Origin of the sequence: Thalassotalea marina (assembly GCF_014656435.1) — a bacterium.
Classification (GTDB): domain Bacteria; phylum Pseudomonadota; class Gammaproteobacteria; order Enterobacterales; family Alteromonadaceae; genus Thalassotalea_C; species Thalassotalea_C marina.
Genome location: NZ_BNCK01000002.1, coordinates 201,410 through 218,190 on the forward strand (window position 1 = coordinate 201,410; position 16,781 = coordinate 218,190).

The 16,781-nt window shown below is 39.6% G+C and carries 10 protein-coding genes; 9 read left to right on the top strand and 1 reads right to left on the bottom strand.

Features of this window, described 5'->3' with window-relative positions; all coding sequences use genetic code 11:
- Positions 1 to 53 precede the first annotated feature (53 nt).
- From IE199_RS04205 to IE199_RS04235, 7 genes are all read left to right on the top strand, one after another.
- Positions 54 to 1,928 carry a glycoside hydrolase family 3 N-terminal domain-containing protein gene (locus IE199_RS04205; protein WP_189767587.1) on the top strand — a complete coding sequence of 625 codons (1,875 nt, stop codon included), beginning with the start codon at positions 54 to 56 and terminating at the stop codon, positions 1,926 to 1,928.
- Between the two features lie 29 nt (positions 1,929 to 1,957).
- Positions 1,958 to 3,367: a C40 family peptidase gene (locus IE199_RS04210; RefSeq protein ID WP_189767589.1), complete on the top strand. Its 1,410-nt coding sequence runs from the start codon at positions 1,958 to 1,960 to the stop codon at positions 3,365 to 3,367.
- A gap of 52 nt (positions 3,368 to 3,419) precedes the next feature.
- A complete protein-coding gene (locus tag IE199_RS04215; RefSeq protein WP_189767591.1) occupies positions 3,420 to 4,514 on the top strand; it encodes a dipeptide epimerase in 1,095 nt (364 codons plus the stop codon).
- Positions 4,515 to 4,619: 105 nt separating this feature from the next.
- Positions 4,620 to 6,215 (top strand): sodium:solute symporter, encoded by a 1,596-nt coding sequence (locus IE199_RS04220; protein WP_189767594.1) that lies wholly within the window; start codon positions 4,620 to 4,622, stop codon positions 6,213 to 6,215.
- Positions 6,212 to 7,114, top strand: a complete 903-nt coding sequence (locus tag IE199_RS04225) for a glucosamine kinase nucleotide-binding domain-containing protein (RefSeq protein WP_189767596.1) — start codon at positions 6,212 to 6,214, stop codon at positions 7,112 to 7,114. The genes IE199_RS04220 and IE199_RS04225 overlap by 4 nt, the downstream gene beginning before the upstream one ends.
- Positions 7,115 to 7,116: 2 nt before the next feature.
- The gene (gene murQ, locus IE199_RS04230) at positions 7,117 to 8,064 is read left to right on the top strand and encodes an N-acetylmuramic acid 6-phosphate etherase (protein WP_189767598.1); all 948 of its coding nucleotides are present in this window, start codon (positions 7,117 to 7,119) and stop codon (positions 8,062 to 8,064) included.
- 4 nt (positions 8,065 to 8,068) lie between these two features.
- A complete protein-coding gene (locus IE199_RS04235; RefSeq protein ID WP_189767600.1) occupies positions 8,069 to 9,235 on the top strand; it encodes an exo-beta-N-acetylmuramidase NamZ family protein in 1,167 nt (388 codons plus the stop codon).
- Positions 9,236 to 9,346: 111 nt separating this feature from the next.
- Here the strand turns inward: IE199_RS04235 and IE199_RS04240 are convergent, their stop codons facing one another.
- Positions 9,347 to 10,192 (bottom strand): MurR/RpiR family transcriptional regulator, encoded by an 846-nt coding sequence (locus IE199_RS04240; RefSeq protein WP_189767602.1) that lies wholly within the window; start codon positions 10,190 to 10,192, stop codon positions 9,347 to 9,349.
- A gap of 227 nt (positions 10,193 to 10,419) precedes the next feature.
- Here IE199_RS04240 and IE199_RS04245 point away from each other — a divergent pair, with 227 nt between their 5' ends.
- On the top strand, positions 10,420 to 13,326 hold the full coding sequence (locus IE199_RS04245; RefSeq protein WP_229854525.1) for an FAD-binding and (Fe-S)-binding domain-containing protein: 2,907 nt from the start codon (positions 10,420 to 10,422) through the stop codon (positions 13,324 to 13,326).
- Positions 13,327 to 13,821: 495 nt separating this feature from the next.
- Positions 13,822 to 16,764: a TonB-dependent receptor gene (locus IE199_RS04250; RefSeq protein WP_189767604.1), complete on the top strand. Its 2,943-nt coding sequence runs from the start codon at positions 13,822 to 13,824 to the stop codon at positions 16,762 to 16,764.
- Positions 16,765 to 16,781 lie beyond the last annotated feature (17 nt).

Sequence of the window (16,781 nt, forward strand, 5' to 3'; positions counted from 1 at the left end):
AAGTAAGCGCGTTTACCAATGCGCTCTAGTATCGATAGTAATCGTGAGGAATTATGTTAAACCGAATTAATAATAAAATATTTTTAGGGTTTATTTTTTGTGTATCCGTTGCAGTGGTGTTTTGGGGGATTGGTCAAATGGAACGAGCAGCTATTTCAGAAAAAATTGCACAAAAGATCATGCTCGATATTCGCTATTATTGTGAAGACTTGCAAGACGGTATCGAAATCAGTGAAGACAATAAATGTGTTACACCGGTAAATACATTACCTAACGATTTAAAAAACCTGATCCGTGATACCTCTGTAGGGTCAGTTATCTTGTTTGCTGAAAACTTTACTGGCATTGAGCAAACGGTGCAATTAACTGACGATCTTCAACAAGCGGCTTTATCATCAAAAAGTGGCAAACCTTTATTAATTTCAGTAGATCAGGAAGGTGGGCGTGTAGTGCGTTTGCCTCGTGAAATTGCCACCTCGTTTACGGGCAATATGGCCATTGGTGCCACGTATGAAAATCATGGCGTGAAATACGCCTCAGTGGTTGGTGAGGTTATTGGCGCTGAACTATCAGCTTTAGGAGTTAACGTAAATCACTCACCTAATGTCGATGTTAATATTAATCCTAATAACCCTGTGATTAACGTTCGCTCTTTTGGCGAAAACCCACAGGTCGTGGCAAAACTTGGGGCAGCAATGCTTGAAGGCTTACAATCTCAAGGTGTTATCGGCACGTTAAAACACTTCCCTGGACATGGTGATACGGACGTTGACAGCCATACGGGATTGCCCAGAGTAAATCACCCATTTGAAACAGTTGAGTCAGTCGATTTATTACCTTTTCAATACGCTATTGATAATAGTGAAGTAAAAATGATCATGACTGCACATATTCAATATCCTGCATTAGATGATAGTGAATTAGTAAATCGTCATGGCGAAAGCATGTTAAAACCAGCCACTTTGTCGGAAAAAATCTTAACTAATTTGCTAAGAAAACAAATGGGCTTTGAGGGCGTTATCATCACCGATGCACTAGATATGGCGGGTATCGCTCATTTCTTTACCCAAGAAGAGGCGGTTATTCAAACCTTTAAAGCAGGTGCCGATATCGCCATGATGCCAATGCCTATTAGGCAGCCATCAGATATTCCAAAATTTAAAGCACTGCTTGAACATGTGGTAGATAAAGTAATGTCAGGCGAGTTGTCCATGGCTGAGATAGACGCATCAGTTGCACGAATTGAACAACTGAAAAAGGATATAACAGTGGCTCAACAACCCGTTAATGAACGAATTGCTCAGGCAAAAGACGTTTTGGCGGCAACTTCGCATCGTTTAGAAGAACAGGCATTAGCACAACAGTCTGTGGTTGAGATAAAACCTAATAAATCGCTGGCTCAGCAAATTATGGCGGCTAAGAAGTTACATTTAGTTTTTCCAAAAGAAGAACAAGCCAATGCCATGATGTTTGCACTAAACAATATCTCAACGACGCTTAAACGTCAGCCGTGGGAAATCACGATCTCTCATTTAGAAGAGATAGATTTGCCAAGAACAATTGCACAAATTGCTGATAGTGAGTTGCTTATAGTTGCCAGTGATAGTCAAGAGACAGCGGTAGAGCTAGGTCAGGCAACCGATGTTTTAACCGACAAAAATACTGACAAGTACAGTAACGCAGACTTAGCGCTCAACCTTTTAAAATATGCTCAACAACAAGAATTAAACAGTATATTTATTTCACTACAAGCGCCGTATCAATTAGCGAAATTTAATGAAACAGCAGATTGGGTGTTAGCGAGCTTTGATGGCAAAGTCTATCAAGTTGATGATTCAAGTGATTTTACTGGGCCAGCGTTTGAGAGTTTGGCACAAATAATTACTGGGCAAATTACAGCAACTGGCAAGTTGCCTATATCCATTTAACTCTTTAACGTTTAAAAAATGTGAAAAACATGAAAACTAGCATAGCTTCTTTGATTTTAGCCGCACTTGCGCTGTCCAGTTTAACGGCTTGTAGTACGCAAGAAGATCTTACTTATGTTAACAAGCAACAGGTATCTGACGTGATAGGTGTAACACAAGCTCACTTAAATGCCTCCTATTGGCAAAAAACACAGGACCTGCAATCAGTCATGTTGCAGCAGTCAGAGATCAGTCACTTTAATCAGCAATTGTTTGATCATAATCGTTATGTCGTCGATCCATTAGCAACTGCCGATCAATTTACTCAACAGCAAATTGTCGATCTGATCAATAAAATCAGTGCAGTACCTAAGAGCAAACGCTTTTACGCCGATGGCACATTATTAGAACAGAAACATTTTGATGGCTATCTTGCTAATGCCAATATAGAGCAAGTCAAAGAGACCTATAAAACAAAATGGGGGCTGGCGGTTGAACGCAGTGTTTTAAGAACATTTCCAACCTATGACAGAGTGTTTAATAGTGGCATGGATACAGATTTAGACCGTTTTCAAGAGTCTGGCATCTTTCCAGGTGAAGCGGTGGCAATTATCCATGAAAGTGCAGATCAACAGTGGCTGTTGGTCAGAAGTTATAACTACCTTGCTTGGGTGCCCAAAAAGGCGATAGCCGTCGGGTCAAAAGAAGAAATTACCCGTTTTATGAAAACCGAAGATTTTATCGTCGTGACTGGTGATAAAGTCTTTACCAACTATGTACCTAACAACAGCAACATTTCACAATTACAACTGGATATGGGGGTTAAATTGCCAGTCGTAAATGCAGATGAATTAGCTGGTGAATTACATGGCCAAAACCCTGTCGCATCTCATGTTGTTAAGTTGCCCACACGCAATGATCAAGGTCAATTAGTGTTTTCCTTAGCCCTGATTGCTAAAAGTCAGGACGTTCACATCGGTTACTTGCCTTTTACCAAAGCCAATATCATTAATCAGGCGTTTAAATTTTTAGGTGAACGTTACGGCTGGGGTCATGACTATAATGCACGAGACTGTACAGGTTTTGTTGGTGAAATTTATAAAACCTTTGGTATTTTGATGCCTCGTAACTCGGGCTGGCAAGGCACTAGCGATTATGGGCTTAACGTTCATTTTTCTAAACAGGCAACTCATCAAGAGAAGTTAACAGCGCTTAGCCAATTGCAAGTAGGTGATTTAATTTACATTCCAGGGCATGTGGCAATGTTTCTTGGTTACGAACAAGGCAAACCATATATTATTCATGATGTAAAAGGTATGTCTTATTTTGATGATAATAATGAATATTATCGAGGAACATTAAACGGGGTTTCTGTCACGCCATTGTTACCGTTACATACGTCGAAAAATACTAGCTACGTCGACAAAATATACAATATTAAGCGAATTAGCATTGATTAAGTGTTTGCTATGTTTTTTTACTTAACCCCTGAAAACTTGCTAAGGAAGTTTAATGAAAATTACTAATATCCGTTTTGCAAAGTTAGTTGTTCCTTTGATCACGCCTTTTAAAACGTCAATGAGAACAGTGGAAAACATTGAAGACTTAGTTGTGATCATTGAAACCGATACCGGCGAAGTTGGTTATGGCTCTGCGCCTTCAACCCCGGTTATAACTGGGGATACACACGAATCAATTAAAGCGGCTATTGAATTAGTTTTCTGGCCTAAATTGCGTTCAATGGCGATAGAAAACCTCAACGACATTATTACTATCATCCAATCTAGCATGGTGAATAATACCAGTGCAAAAGCGGCGTTAGAAATTGCCATCTATGATCTTTGGGGGAAAATGTACAAATCGCCTTTAAACAAGTTATTAGGCGGTGGTAGCGAGCAATTACGTACCGATATTACGATTAGTTTAGATCCAATAGATAAAATGGTCGAAAGCTCATTGCAAGCGATAGATAACGGCTTTGATGTGTTAAAAATTAAGATTGGCAATAATATTTCACAAGACATAGATCGTGTGAAAGCCATTTATCAAGCTATTGGTGATAAGGCGTTATTGAGATTAGACGTTAATCAAGGTTGGACCGCCAAACAAACCGTTTATGCAGCCAAGGTATTTGAAAGTGAAAATATCCAACTTGAATTAATCGAACAGCCAGTAAAAGCCGATGACATTGCAGGTTTAAAATACATTAGCGATCGGGTTAATACGCCAATAATGGCTGACGAGAGTGCGTTTTCGCCTAAACAGGTGATAGAACTACTGAGCAATAAATGTGTTGATATCATCAACATAAAGCTGATGAAAACAGGTGGTTTGTCAAACGCTATAGCCATTGCCGATATTGCAAAAACCTATCAAGTCGACTGCATGATAGGTTGCATGCTTGAGGGTAGTATAGCTGTCGCTGCGGCGGCACACTTAGCGTCAGCAAAATCTGCAGCAATTACTAAAATTGATCTTGATGGCCCAGCCTTGGGTAAATTTGATCCGGTTAAAGGCGGAGTGCTTTTTGATAAATCAGCGATCAAGTTAAATGATTTACCAGGACTAGGAATTGAGTCAATTGATGGGTTAATCGACCTTAAATGATGAAAACGTTATTTTAGTTTTAAAATAATTATATTTAATTATATTTTTGTGTCATTATAGGAATAAATTATTCTAAGGTTGCTTGGGTAGTCGAATAGAGGGCTTATGACTTCAGTATATTCTACATTAGACTGGATTGTATTTGGTCTGTACGTCACGTTATTAATCGCAACGGGCGTTTATTTTAATCGTAAGAAGTCTGTTAATACCCAAGATTATTTTCTTGGTGGCAATGCCATACCTACTTGGATGGTGGCAATTTCCGTGCTGGCCACTTCGCAATCAGCAGCTACTTTCTTGGGCGGGCCTGACCAAGGATACCAAGGCGATTTATCTTATCTTGCCACCAATATCGGGGCGGTAATTGCTGCCATACTGGTTAGCATCATTTTGATCCCTAAGTTCTATAAAAATAAAGTGTTTACTGTTTATGAACTGTTAGAAAAGCGCATGGGGAGTTCTGCAAAAAAACAAGCCGGCATGATGTATCTGTTTGGTCGGATTTTTGCGAGTGGCGCTCGTTTGTATATGGCAGCGCTGGCGGTTTCTATGATTTTGTTTGCCAACATTGATGCCGATAGTGTCATTATCGCCACGCTTGTTTTAACTGCTGCGGGCTTGTTATATACGGTGTTTGGCGGTATTCGCTCGGTCATATATGGTGACGTGATCCAATGTGTTGTCTATGTAAGCGCTGCTGTTTTTGTTTTGTATTTTTTATATCAGGCAATACCAGCAAGTTTCAGTCAAATTGTTGAAGCCTTGCAACACCCTGCACCTGGCGCTGACTCTAAACTTGCGCTGCTAAAGTTTGATTGGGACTTTTCTTCTTCAGGCGTATTTAACTTTTGGTCAGCAATTACGGGGTTTGTGCTCCTTAACTTCGCAGCATTTGGTTTAGATCAGGATATGACACAGCGAGTGTTAACCTGTAAAAATGCTAAAGAAGCCAACAAAGCTATGCTGTTATCCGTTGTGCTTGTTATGCCGGTAATGCTGTTGTTTATTCTTATCGGGTTATTGCTTTTTATCTTGTATCAACGACCTGACCTTATGCAAATATCAGCTGGTGGTGAATTGATTCAAGACTTTCAAGGCGAAAAAATTACCATCTTTATGTACTACGTATTAAATGAGATCCCACCAGGTGTAAAAGGGTTGGTGACCATTGGTATTGTTGCTGCCGCTTTGTCTACGCTTAATTCGGGTTTGAATTCTATGTCATCGGTGCTGGTTAACGATATTTATCGTCCATTTAAAGAAAAGCACCATATTAATTTACCCGAAATTCATTATGTAAAAGCTGGGCAAGTTGGCATGGCATTAGTTGCTATTACATTATGTTTTATGGCAATTCTTTGTTTTTACTGGCAACGTTATACCGATATGCCATTGTTGAAATTTGCATTAAGTGTCATGGTTTTCTCTTATAGTGGTTTGATTGGCGTATTTTTAACGGCGCTATTTACTAACCGTGGTAATTCGGTATCGGTTTTTTCAGCGTTGGTGGTTGGCTTTCTTATTACGCTGTTTTTTCAACCTTATGTGATGTCGATACTGTTGCCACAAGAGATGGTATTTGATCTAGGGTTTACATGGCAGCTGTGTATTGGAGCCAGCGTGTCCTTTTTCGTCTGCATATTAGGGCGTAAAAAAGAAATGGCTAACAGTGTTAAACCTTGTTTGGAGGCGTCAACATGAGCTCTGTAGCAAGTAATAATCGATATATTTTAGGTGTCGATGGTGGTGGTACAAAAACTATCGGTAGAATCATCAAGTTAAATACTAACGAGCAATGGCAAGCTTGTGTGGGGCCTGCTTCGTTGACTAATGATTTTGATTTGGCGGTGACTAATTGCCAACGCTTAGTTGAACAATTGCTGTCAGCCTGTGGAGCTCGCCGTGAAGAGGTGGTAACCGTCATGGGGTTGGCTGGCGCGGGTAACCAAGAAAAGGCAGCTATTTTTACCGAGCATCTCTCGACAGGTTTTCGTGGTTTTGAGGTGTGCACCGACGCTAAAACATCGCTTTATGGTGCTAATGCCGGAGAGCCTGTTGTTGTTATTTCCCTTGGTACCGGTTCGGTAGGGGCCACCCTTGCTGTTGATGGTCAAAGCACCTTAAAAGGCGGCTGGGGGTTTACCGTTGGGGATGAAGGCAGTGGTGCTAAGTTAGGTGTGCTCATTATTCAGTCTGTATTGTCTGAGTTAGAAACACAAGATGAAGTGATGAGTGCATTAACCCAAGCCGTTTGCCAAAAGATTTCACAGCGTAGAGACAAGCTAATCGAATGGTCTACCTTGGCTAAACCTATAGACTTTGCAGACTTAGCACCTTTAGTTTTTGAGCAAGTTGATACCTGTTCTCTGGCCAAAACAGTGTTAGCACAGCATGTGAAAAATGTAGAAAATTTAATTGAAAAGACCAGAGGTAATTATCAATTACCTGTCGTTTTACTTGGCGGTTTAGCGCAACCTACCATGCCTTATTTGAATCCGTTAATTCAAGAGTTAATAATGTCTCCCAAAGGAAATTCTTTGGATGGCGCCTGCTTTTTGGCAAAACAATTGTTAAATAAAGAAAACAAGGAGAATACGTAGTTATGAATGGCGACGTACTTAATGACAAGTCAAAATTGATTGAAGAACTACAATTCATGTCTTCGGAAGGACGTAATCCTGATACCATGGATTTGGATTTGTTAGATACAACAAGCTTGTTGGCGGCATTAAATAAAGAAGACCACAAGGTCGCCTTTGTTGTGCAGCAAGCGATACCGGAAATTGCATTGGCTGTTGATGAAATTGTCAAAGCCTTTGGCAGAGGTGGTCGTTTAATTTATATTGGCGCAGGCACAAGTGGTCGTTTGGGCGTATTGGATGCGGTTGAATGCCCTCCAACTTTTACCGTGACGGATAAACAAGTCACCGCACTAATTGCTGGTGGTGAAAGTGCTATGTATAAAGCAGTTGAAGGGGCAGAGGACGATCCTCAACTGGCGATCACTGAACTCAAGCAAAAGCACTTAACTAAAGATGATGTCGTTGTTGGTATCGCAGCTAGTGGCAGAACGCCTTACACCATTTCGGCATTAAAATATGCTAAGGAAGTTGGCGCAACAGCGGTAGGTGTTGCTTGTAATCCGCAATCAGAGTTACTCAAAGAAGCTAACATTGCTATTTGTGCTGAAGTTGGCCCTGAAGCGATAACTGGCTCAACCCGACTTAAGTCTGGTACGGCGCAAAAACTTATTTTAAACATGCTGACCACAGCCAGTATGGTCAAAACTGGCAAAGTATATGAAAACTTAATGGTTGATGTATTTGCCAGTAATGAAAAACTAAAAGCTAGGGCTATACGTATCGTCATGCAAGTTTGTGGCTGTGATGTGCAAACGGCATCACAAGCGCTATTACAAGCAGACAATAATGCCAAGCTAGCTATTTTGTTGTTATTAACGGGGTTGCCTGTCGATGATGCTAAACAAATGCTAAACAATAACAATGGCTTTTTAAGAAAAGCTGTTGAGCAATCAACAAAAGAGCCTTAATAAAATGAAGCAATTAACGTATTGGGTTCATTGTTTTCTTAGCTTAGTCTTGATGTTTAGTGTTTTTAGCCATGCAAAATCACCAGTAGTTGGTGCAGAGCAATGGCCACAATATCAACCGCTTTTAGAAGGTAAAAAAGTTGGTTTAGTGGTCAATCAAACGTCAATGGTGAACAGCACACATCTAGTTGATTTTTTGCTGGCTAAAGGTGTCGAAGTAAAAGCTATTTTTGCACCTGAACATGGTTTTAGAGGTAATTATGACGCAGGTGCCGTTGTTGATAACAATATCGACGCAAAAACAAAGCTACCGATTATTTCAATCTATGGAAAAAACAAAAAGCCATCACAAGATGTATTGGCAGATCTAGACGTTATTGTTTTTGATATTCAAGATGTTGGTTTGCGATTTTATACTTATTTAAGTTCTATGCATTATATGATGGAAGCATCTGCAGATGCAGGAATAGACTTTATCGTGTTAGATCGCCCAAACCCCAACATTTCCTATGTTGATGGCCCTATTTTAGAGCCAGAATTTAGCTCTTTTGTCGGCATGCATCCTATTCCTATTTTGCATGGTATGACCTTAGCTGAATTAGCATTAATGATTAATGCCAAGGGCTGGTTAAACACAAAAAAGCCGCTTGATTTAAGCGTTATTGCGGTTAAACACTATAATAGAAGCCAGCACTATTCATTACCTATCAAGCCAAGTCCAAACTTACCGAATGATCAATCGATCCAACTTTACCCGTCTTTAACTTTTTTTGAGTCAACCTACGTGAGTTTAGGACGTGGAACACCGTTTCCATTTCAAGTGTTAGGTCATGATCAGCATTTTATAGGCGATTTTAAATTTACACCTATTTCGATGCCAGGCAGTGCGTTGAAACCAAAATTAATGGATAAAGAGTTAACTGGCCAAGATTTACGAAACGCGAACATCAAAGGGCTAGATTTAGCGCCACTGATTCAGTGGTATCAAATCTTTAAAGAGAAAGACGCAGAGTTTTTTATGTCGCCTAGCTTTATGGATAAATTAGCCGGTACTGACAAAATTAGAAAAATGATCATAGCAGGAAAAAGCGCACAACAAATTCGCGATACTTGGCAACAAGACATTCAACAATTTAAACGCCAAAGAAGCCCATATTTGTTGTACCAGTGATAAAAGGCGATACCGTACGGGCATACCGTAAGGTGAGTTAATTGTTATTGATGTTATCTGACGGCTGCCAAGGGATGAAACTTGGCAGCGTTGAGCAAAAGTTGAAGAAGGCTAACTTTCTCTAAATGTTTTAACTGCCGTATTACTTTTCTCAAGTAATTTACGTCCTTGGCTCGACGCTTGTGTAAGGGCAATAAACAGTATGTCGATAACAAACTCTTGAGATGTTCTCGCTAGAATTGAAGATAAGCGCAATGATTCCTGCTCGGCGATTGAATACAGTTTAACATCGGCGTTTTCAGAAACCGGAGTTGCGCCATATTTAGTTAACGAAATGACGGAAGCATTGTTCTTTTTAGCTTCTTCAGTGACAGATTTAACTTCTCTTGTTTGTCCTGATTCACTGATCGCAAAGACCAAGTCACCCTTTTTAAAGGTTGAAACAAAGGCTAACTGTGCATGACCATCTGGCTCTGCATAAGCCGAAAAGCCAAGTTTTTGTAGCTTGTATGAAAAATCTTTACCGACAAGAGCTGAGCCGCCTAACCCTGAAATTAGAATACGATTAGCTGAGGTAATTAACTTTACAGCCTGCTCTAAAGACTCTTGCTCTAACAATATTTTAGTTTCGGTAAGTAGAGATATTTTGCTATTGAGTAAAATATCTGAAATTTGTGGCAAACTAGATTTAAGCGTGATCTCACCATGCAACTTAGGATCGTTAGTTTCGCTGTTAAGTGCATCTATAATGGCTAACTTAAATGCAGGGTAACCTTTGTAGCCCAATTTTTGTGTGAACTTTATAACACTTGATTGGCTGATACCAATAACGCTAGACAATTCCTGTGAAGATAAGTCTCTAATTGCGTTAGACGATTTTAAGACAAACGACGCTATTTTAGCTTCACTTGCAGATAAAGAGTTTTGTATCGCTTTAATTTTAATAAGAGCTGACATTGATTGCAGGCTGACCGATTAATAAATTATTTTTGGTCTTATATCATAAATTTTAATAATGTTTCCATAAAAAAAGTACGTCAAAGTGGGATGCAAGCGCAATAATTATAGAATTCTAGCCTCTGTGGTTAAAATTTAATTGAATAAAATATTCATATTTTGTTTTAAAGGTAAAATAATAACGTTATTCTGAGTTTTTGCACTATTCCAGTTTTCGCCGTCATGGAATGAGCAATAAGTTTTGTCATAATGGAATAGAAAACGAGCGTATCACCATGTTAGAAGAATCATTCTCAAGTTTTGTTACAGCAGTTAAAGATGTTCTTGAAGAAAGCCAAATAATTAGCAATACACTGCAACGTTACGCTTATGGCACAGACGCGAGTTTTTATCGATTAGTGCCAAAACTTATTATTAACATTGATAACGAACAGCAACTCATCGATGTCATTAAGTTGTCCAACCAATATTTGGTACCGCTGACTTTTAGAGCGGCAGGGACGAGTTTGTCAGGGCAGGCGATTACCGATTCTGTGTTGATTGTTTTATCGCCCCAATGGAACAAGATTGATATTCTCCAGCAGGGGAAAAAAGTAAAACTGCAACCGGGTGTTATTGGTGCGCACGCCAATCGAGCGTTAGCGAGTTATGGGCGAAAAATTGGCCCAGATCCCGCCTCCATCAATAGCTGTAAAGTTGGTGGTATAGCGGCCAATAATTCATCGGGTATGTGTTGTGGGGTTAAACACAATAGTTATCATACTTTAGCCGATATTCGGGTGATTATGGCCAATGGCTCGGTCTTAGATACGGCAAACTTATTATCTCGCGAGCAATTTGTTCGACAAAACCCTGAGTTGATTCAAACTTTGAGTAACTTGGCAGAACAAGTAAAAAGCGACACCGAATTATCGAATAAAATTGCCCATAAATACCGTTTAAAAAATACCATGGGATATGGCGTTAATGCCTTATTGGAATACACGGATCCAATAGACATTTTAAGTCACTTAATGATTGGCTCTGAAGGCACATTAGGTTTTATATCCGATATTACATATCACACCATAGCAGTTGAACAATACAGTGCGGTTGGTTTATTCGTTTTTGATGATATAGAGGCGAGCTGTCAATTAGTACAAATGCTGGCACATGAATCGGTGGCTGCAATTGAGCTTATGGATGGCACAGCGTTAAACTCTGTTACTGACAAACTTAACGAATTTATTGCGGTCAATAGTTTATCGCCGCGCCATGCTGGCTTGTTAATTGAAATCTCGTCGCAAACGGCACAAGAGCTCAATAACAAACTAACACATATCACAGCGCTTATTGGTCAATATGACACTAGCTTGATTGCCGAACACGCATTTACACAAAATAAAGATGACATCGAAAAATTGTGGGCGATTCGCAAAGGCATGTTTCCAGCGGTCGGTGCTGCCAGAGCAATTGGTACCACTGTCATTATTGAAGATGTAGCACTACCATTGCCAGATTTAGCAACTGGTGTACAACAGCTGCATCAGTTGTTTGAACGTAGTGGTTATCACGATGCGATAATATTTGGTCATGCTTTAGACGGTAATTTACACTTTGTATTCAGTCAGTCGTTTAACGAACAAGTGGAGGTAGAGCGCTATCATCAATTTATGGCAGCGGTTGCTCGCCTTATTGCCGTTGATTTTCAAGGTTCATTAAAAGCGGAACACGGCACAGGCCGCAACATGGCACCATTTGTTGAGCTGGAGTGGGGACAAGATATTTATCAAGTAATGAAGTCGATCAAAGCGGCTTTTGATCCACTTAACATTCTTAACCCTGGTGTCATTATTAATGACGATGCCAATGCACATTTATTAAACTTAAAATCATTACCGCAAGCCGACTGCATTATTGATAAATGCATTGAGTGTGGCTTTTGTGAGTCGGTTTGCCCATCTAAAAATTATACTTTAACACCAAGACAACGCATTGCTGTATGGCGGCATATCGGTGAGTTAACAGAGCAACAGCAACAAGGTTTATTATCAAACGACGCACTGGCTGAGTTAAAAGAGCTTAAGCAAGCCTACCAGTTTTATGGCATTGATAGCTGCGCAACAACGGGGTTGTGTGCTCATCATTGTCCGGTAGGCATTGATACTGGTAAATTTATTCAAGGTGTAAAAGAGCAAAATCACCAAGCCAAATGGCTACCTCAATTCGTTGCCAATAATTATGACAAAGTGCTGTGGGGAGCAAATAAAGCGGTTAATTTGGTGGCAAGTTCTGCGCGTATCCTAGGGCCAGAAAAGACAAAAACTCTCTTTAAAGGCTTAAATAAACTCAGTGTCAATAACATTCCTAAATGGCAAACTAGCTGGCCAAATGGCGCTGTACACCAACATAAGAAAGGGGTAAATCCAGCATCAATTGATGGCGCAGGTACCGGCCATCAACAAAAAGTAGTGTTTGTCACTTCCTGTGTAAATCGTGTGTTTGCCGCAGATAGTCACGCAAAAGATCAACGTTCAATTACTAGGGTATTAGCTTCTGTTTTAGAAAAAGCCAACATAGAGCTCATTATTCCTGAGTCGGTTAACAGTTTATGTTGTGGAAAGCCTTGGTTGTCAAAAGGCAATAACAGTGTGGCCAAACAAAAAGCACATCAGTTATTGGATGAGGTGAATAGGGCGTCTGAAAATGGCCGATGGCCAGTGGTAATTGATGCCAGCCCTTGTGAGATGACGCTAAATCAATTAAAACCATTGAGTGTTCTAGAGCTTTCACAATATTTACTTATCCATGTCGCACCATTGCTCAACATTACAAAAACTAAAGAGCCTATCATGCTGCATAAAACCTGCAGCAGTATTCAACAAGACGGCGCAAAAGCGTTAACTACATTGGCACAATTATGTTGCGAGAATGTTGTCATTCCGAATGATATCAACTGTTGTGGTTTTGCAGGCGACAAGGGGTTTTTCCTACCAGAGTTAAATAAAAGTGCGCTAGCACCATTAGCTCAACAAATACCACAAAACTGCCAACGTGGCGTTAGTAATAGTCGAACCTGCGAAATAGGTTTAAGTGAACACAGTGGGCTACCTTATCAGTCGATTGTTTACTTGCTTGATGAAGTCAGTAACTAGGGCGTGTTGGACTTGTCTCTGTTTTAAACAGTATTGTTAATAAAAAGAAGAAAAAATAAAACGTTTTATAAATTAACCTCAGATTCGCATAAGCAATGCGTTTCTAGGTGCTATTTTTACTGACTTCTTCGTTATTTTGAAGCGAAATAGCTAGCTATTCCTGCTGCAAAATGCCTTGAATTCAGACAAAAATATCGACCTAGAAATATAAGAGACTGCTAACTTATTGTTTTCTTTGATTTAGCACTATTTCTCATACAAACCTGAGGTTAAATTAGCGAAACATTAATACTTTAGTACTAAAATATTTTAAAAATAGGAATAAATAATAATAAATTATTTACTTTAATTTTATGTGTGGTAAGTTAGTTATGTTGGGTAATTAATAATCACTTTCGCTCATAAGTAACGTAACACTCGGTACGTCGCGTTCTACATGGGATGTTAGCTAAGTTTGTGATTTATTAAATAATAATAAATTAGGAGACACCAAACATGAAACTTACAAAAGTAGCCTTATGTATAGGGTTAGGTTTAAGTGCTATTGCCACTGCTCATGCTGCAACAGATATTAGGGGTAAAGTATTGAGTGAAGCAACAGGTTCTTCGGTAGAAGGCGTTGTTGTTACGGCAAAGAGCAATGTTATGCCGAAACCACGAACCGCTGTTACTCGAGCTGATGGTAGTTATAGCTTACCAGCATTGTTACCCGGTTTTTACGAGCTATCGTTTAAAGCCAAAGATGGCAGTGTGCAAACAGCTCAAGTTCAGGTGTATTTAGATCAAACGTCTAAGCTGAACATGGTATTGGCAGGCGCTACTGATACGACCGAAGTGATTACCGTGACAGGGTCTTACGTAGTACGTGAAGGTGACTCTGCACTAACCAACTCAATTGGCTCAAAAGCCATCGAATCTTTGCCAGTTGGCCAAGACTTCCGCGACATGATGAAACTTATTCCTGGGGTACAATACTCTGAAAATTCAACATTAGGTGTTAATGCTGGTGGTTCAGGCCGTGACAATAAATATGGCTTTGATGGTGTTGATGTTTCTCTCCCTATGTTTGGTAACTTATCTGCTGAACCTTCAACTCATGATATTGCTCATGTTTCGATGGATCGCGGTGGTGCTAAAGCCATTGGCTTTAACCGCTCAGGTGGTGTAGCCGTTAACTCTAAATCTAAATCAGGTACCAATGAGTTTCAGGGCAACATTGAATACAAGATTCAAAACAAAAACTTTGTTGCCGACAGAGATATCGAAAACAAAGAACTTGCTAAATATACAACGGATAAGACATGGATTTCTGCCAATATTAGTGGGCCGTTAATTGAAGATGAGTTGTTCTTTTATGGTTCATTTTACCGCCCAGAAGTCACTCGTGAAAATAAAGTAACCGCGTATGGCCCAGCAAAAGATTATCTTAGTGTTCGTGAAGAATATTTTGGTAAGTTAACTTGGGCGCCAACGGAAGATTTATTATTAGACTTAAGCTATCGAACCTCTGATAGAGACGGCCGTGGTCAATCGGTTGGCTCATTAGACCAAGACAGCACCTCAAACGGTGATGATGCTACACAAGATATTTTGTTGTTTGAAGGCTCGTACTTAATCAATGATATGACAACATTGTCATTTAAATACAGTGAGTTTGATTACGAGACTGCTGGTGCGCCAGATACTGTGTTTTCTGACGTAAACCCACGTATTGGTAATTCATTACCGCTGGATCAGCTAGATCAAATTGGCTTGTTTACAGTACCATCACTCGATGAGGATTCTGATGTTTATGATAATATTAGAGCTCAACAACTGATTGATAAGTATGGCTATGTTGGTGATGATGGCGCAAAACGTGGAGGTGGTTCTATTGGTGGTGATAGTCAGTTTAATAATCAAAATTTCTACCGTGATAGCTTTGAAATTGCGCTTGATCATCAATTAGAGATTGGTGATAGCTATCATAACCTTCATTTTGGCTTTCAATATAAGGAAAATAAAGAAGTGCTAAGCCGGTTATCAAATGGCTGGGGCTCAATTTCATTTATTGGTGGCAAACAAGTTGACAATTATGATGGTGAAGAAGCGGTATTCTACAGAGCTAGAGTACAGCAAATGAGTCTAGAGAGTGATTCAGGCGACGTGGTTGCGCCAATCACTTCTTCTAGTAAGTCATATAACATTGAATTTAATGATACGATTGAACATGGTGACTTTGTTTACAACCTTGGCTTTGTTATCAGTAAAGATGTGTTATACGGACAAGATTTAAAAGCGAACTCTTCAAATGTATCAGGTTATGAAATTGCCTTGGGTCACAAGTACAAAATGCATACTGTCGACTTCAAAGATACATTCCAACCTAGATTAGGTATTACTTGGAATTATGCAGAAGATGCGACTTTATTTGCTAACTATGCTAGCTATAACCCTGAAGCGTCATCATTAGCTCGTGCTGCCTCATGGGCTCGTAATTCACAAAAAACTATTGATGTGTTATTTGATGAAAATGGTGACTACTTAGCCAATGTACCTGCTAGTGGTTCATCGGGTAAGTTTTTCCAAAAAGGTATTAAACCTAAACGAATTGATGAAATCACTCTTGGTGCTTCTAAATCGGTAACCGATAGACTATTTGTTAAAGGTCATGTACGTCAGCGAAAATTATCACATCCTTGGGAAGATACACCAAATGACGCGAGACTTTATGGTGAATATGGCCCATTTGGCGGTGTACCATCTTATATAGCTGACAAAGGTTTATATATTGAAAACCTGAGTGAAATGCGTGCTGAAGTTGGAGGTTCATCGTATGTTATTGCTGAACTTGATGGTGCCAAAAATACTTATTATGAAGTAAGTTTAGAAGCTGAATATAGTGCAGATAGATATTTTGCCAGTGTTTCATACACCTGGAGTCACTACTATGGTAACTATGATCAAGATATTACCAGCGGTAACAGTGATGGTAACTTATTTATCGGTTCATCTAACTTAGCGGATGGCAAAGGGCGTCAACTTTGGGATGGTAAATACGGTAAATTAAATGGTGATAAGCCACACGTATTTAAAGCCTATGGTTATTACACTACTGATTGGGAAGCCAATGTAGGTGCCTATTTTGTTTATCAATCAGGCGACGTTTGGGAAACTTGGGATGGTGAAGTGTATGGTTTTTCAAGTGACACCATTCGTTATTCAGAGCCAGCAGGTAGTCGCCGCGAGCGCAGCCATTGGCAAATGGACTTAAACTACACACAAAACTTTACTGTTTTTGATAATTACACAGTGAAGTTCCGTGCTGACTTATTTAACGTTTTTGATAGACAAACCGGTTACAACTATAACCCATATGTTGAAACTGATACGTACGGTAAAGCACGTAACTTAATAAATGCTCGCCGCTTACAATTGTCGGTTAATATTGGCTTTTAATCATTAATTGCCAATAT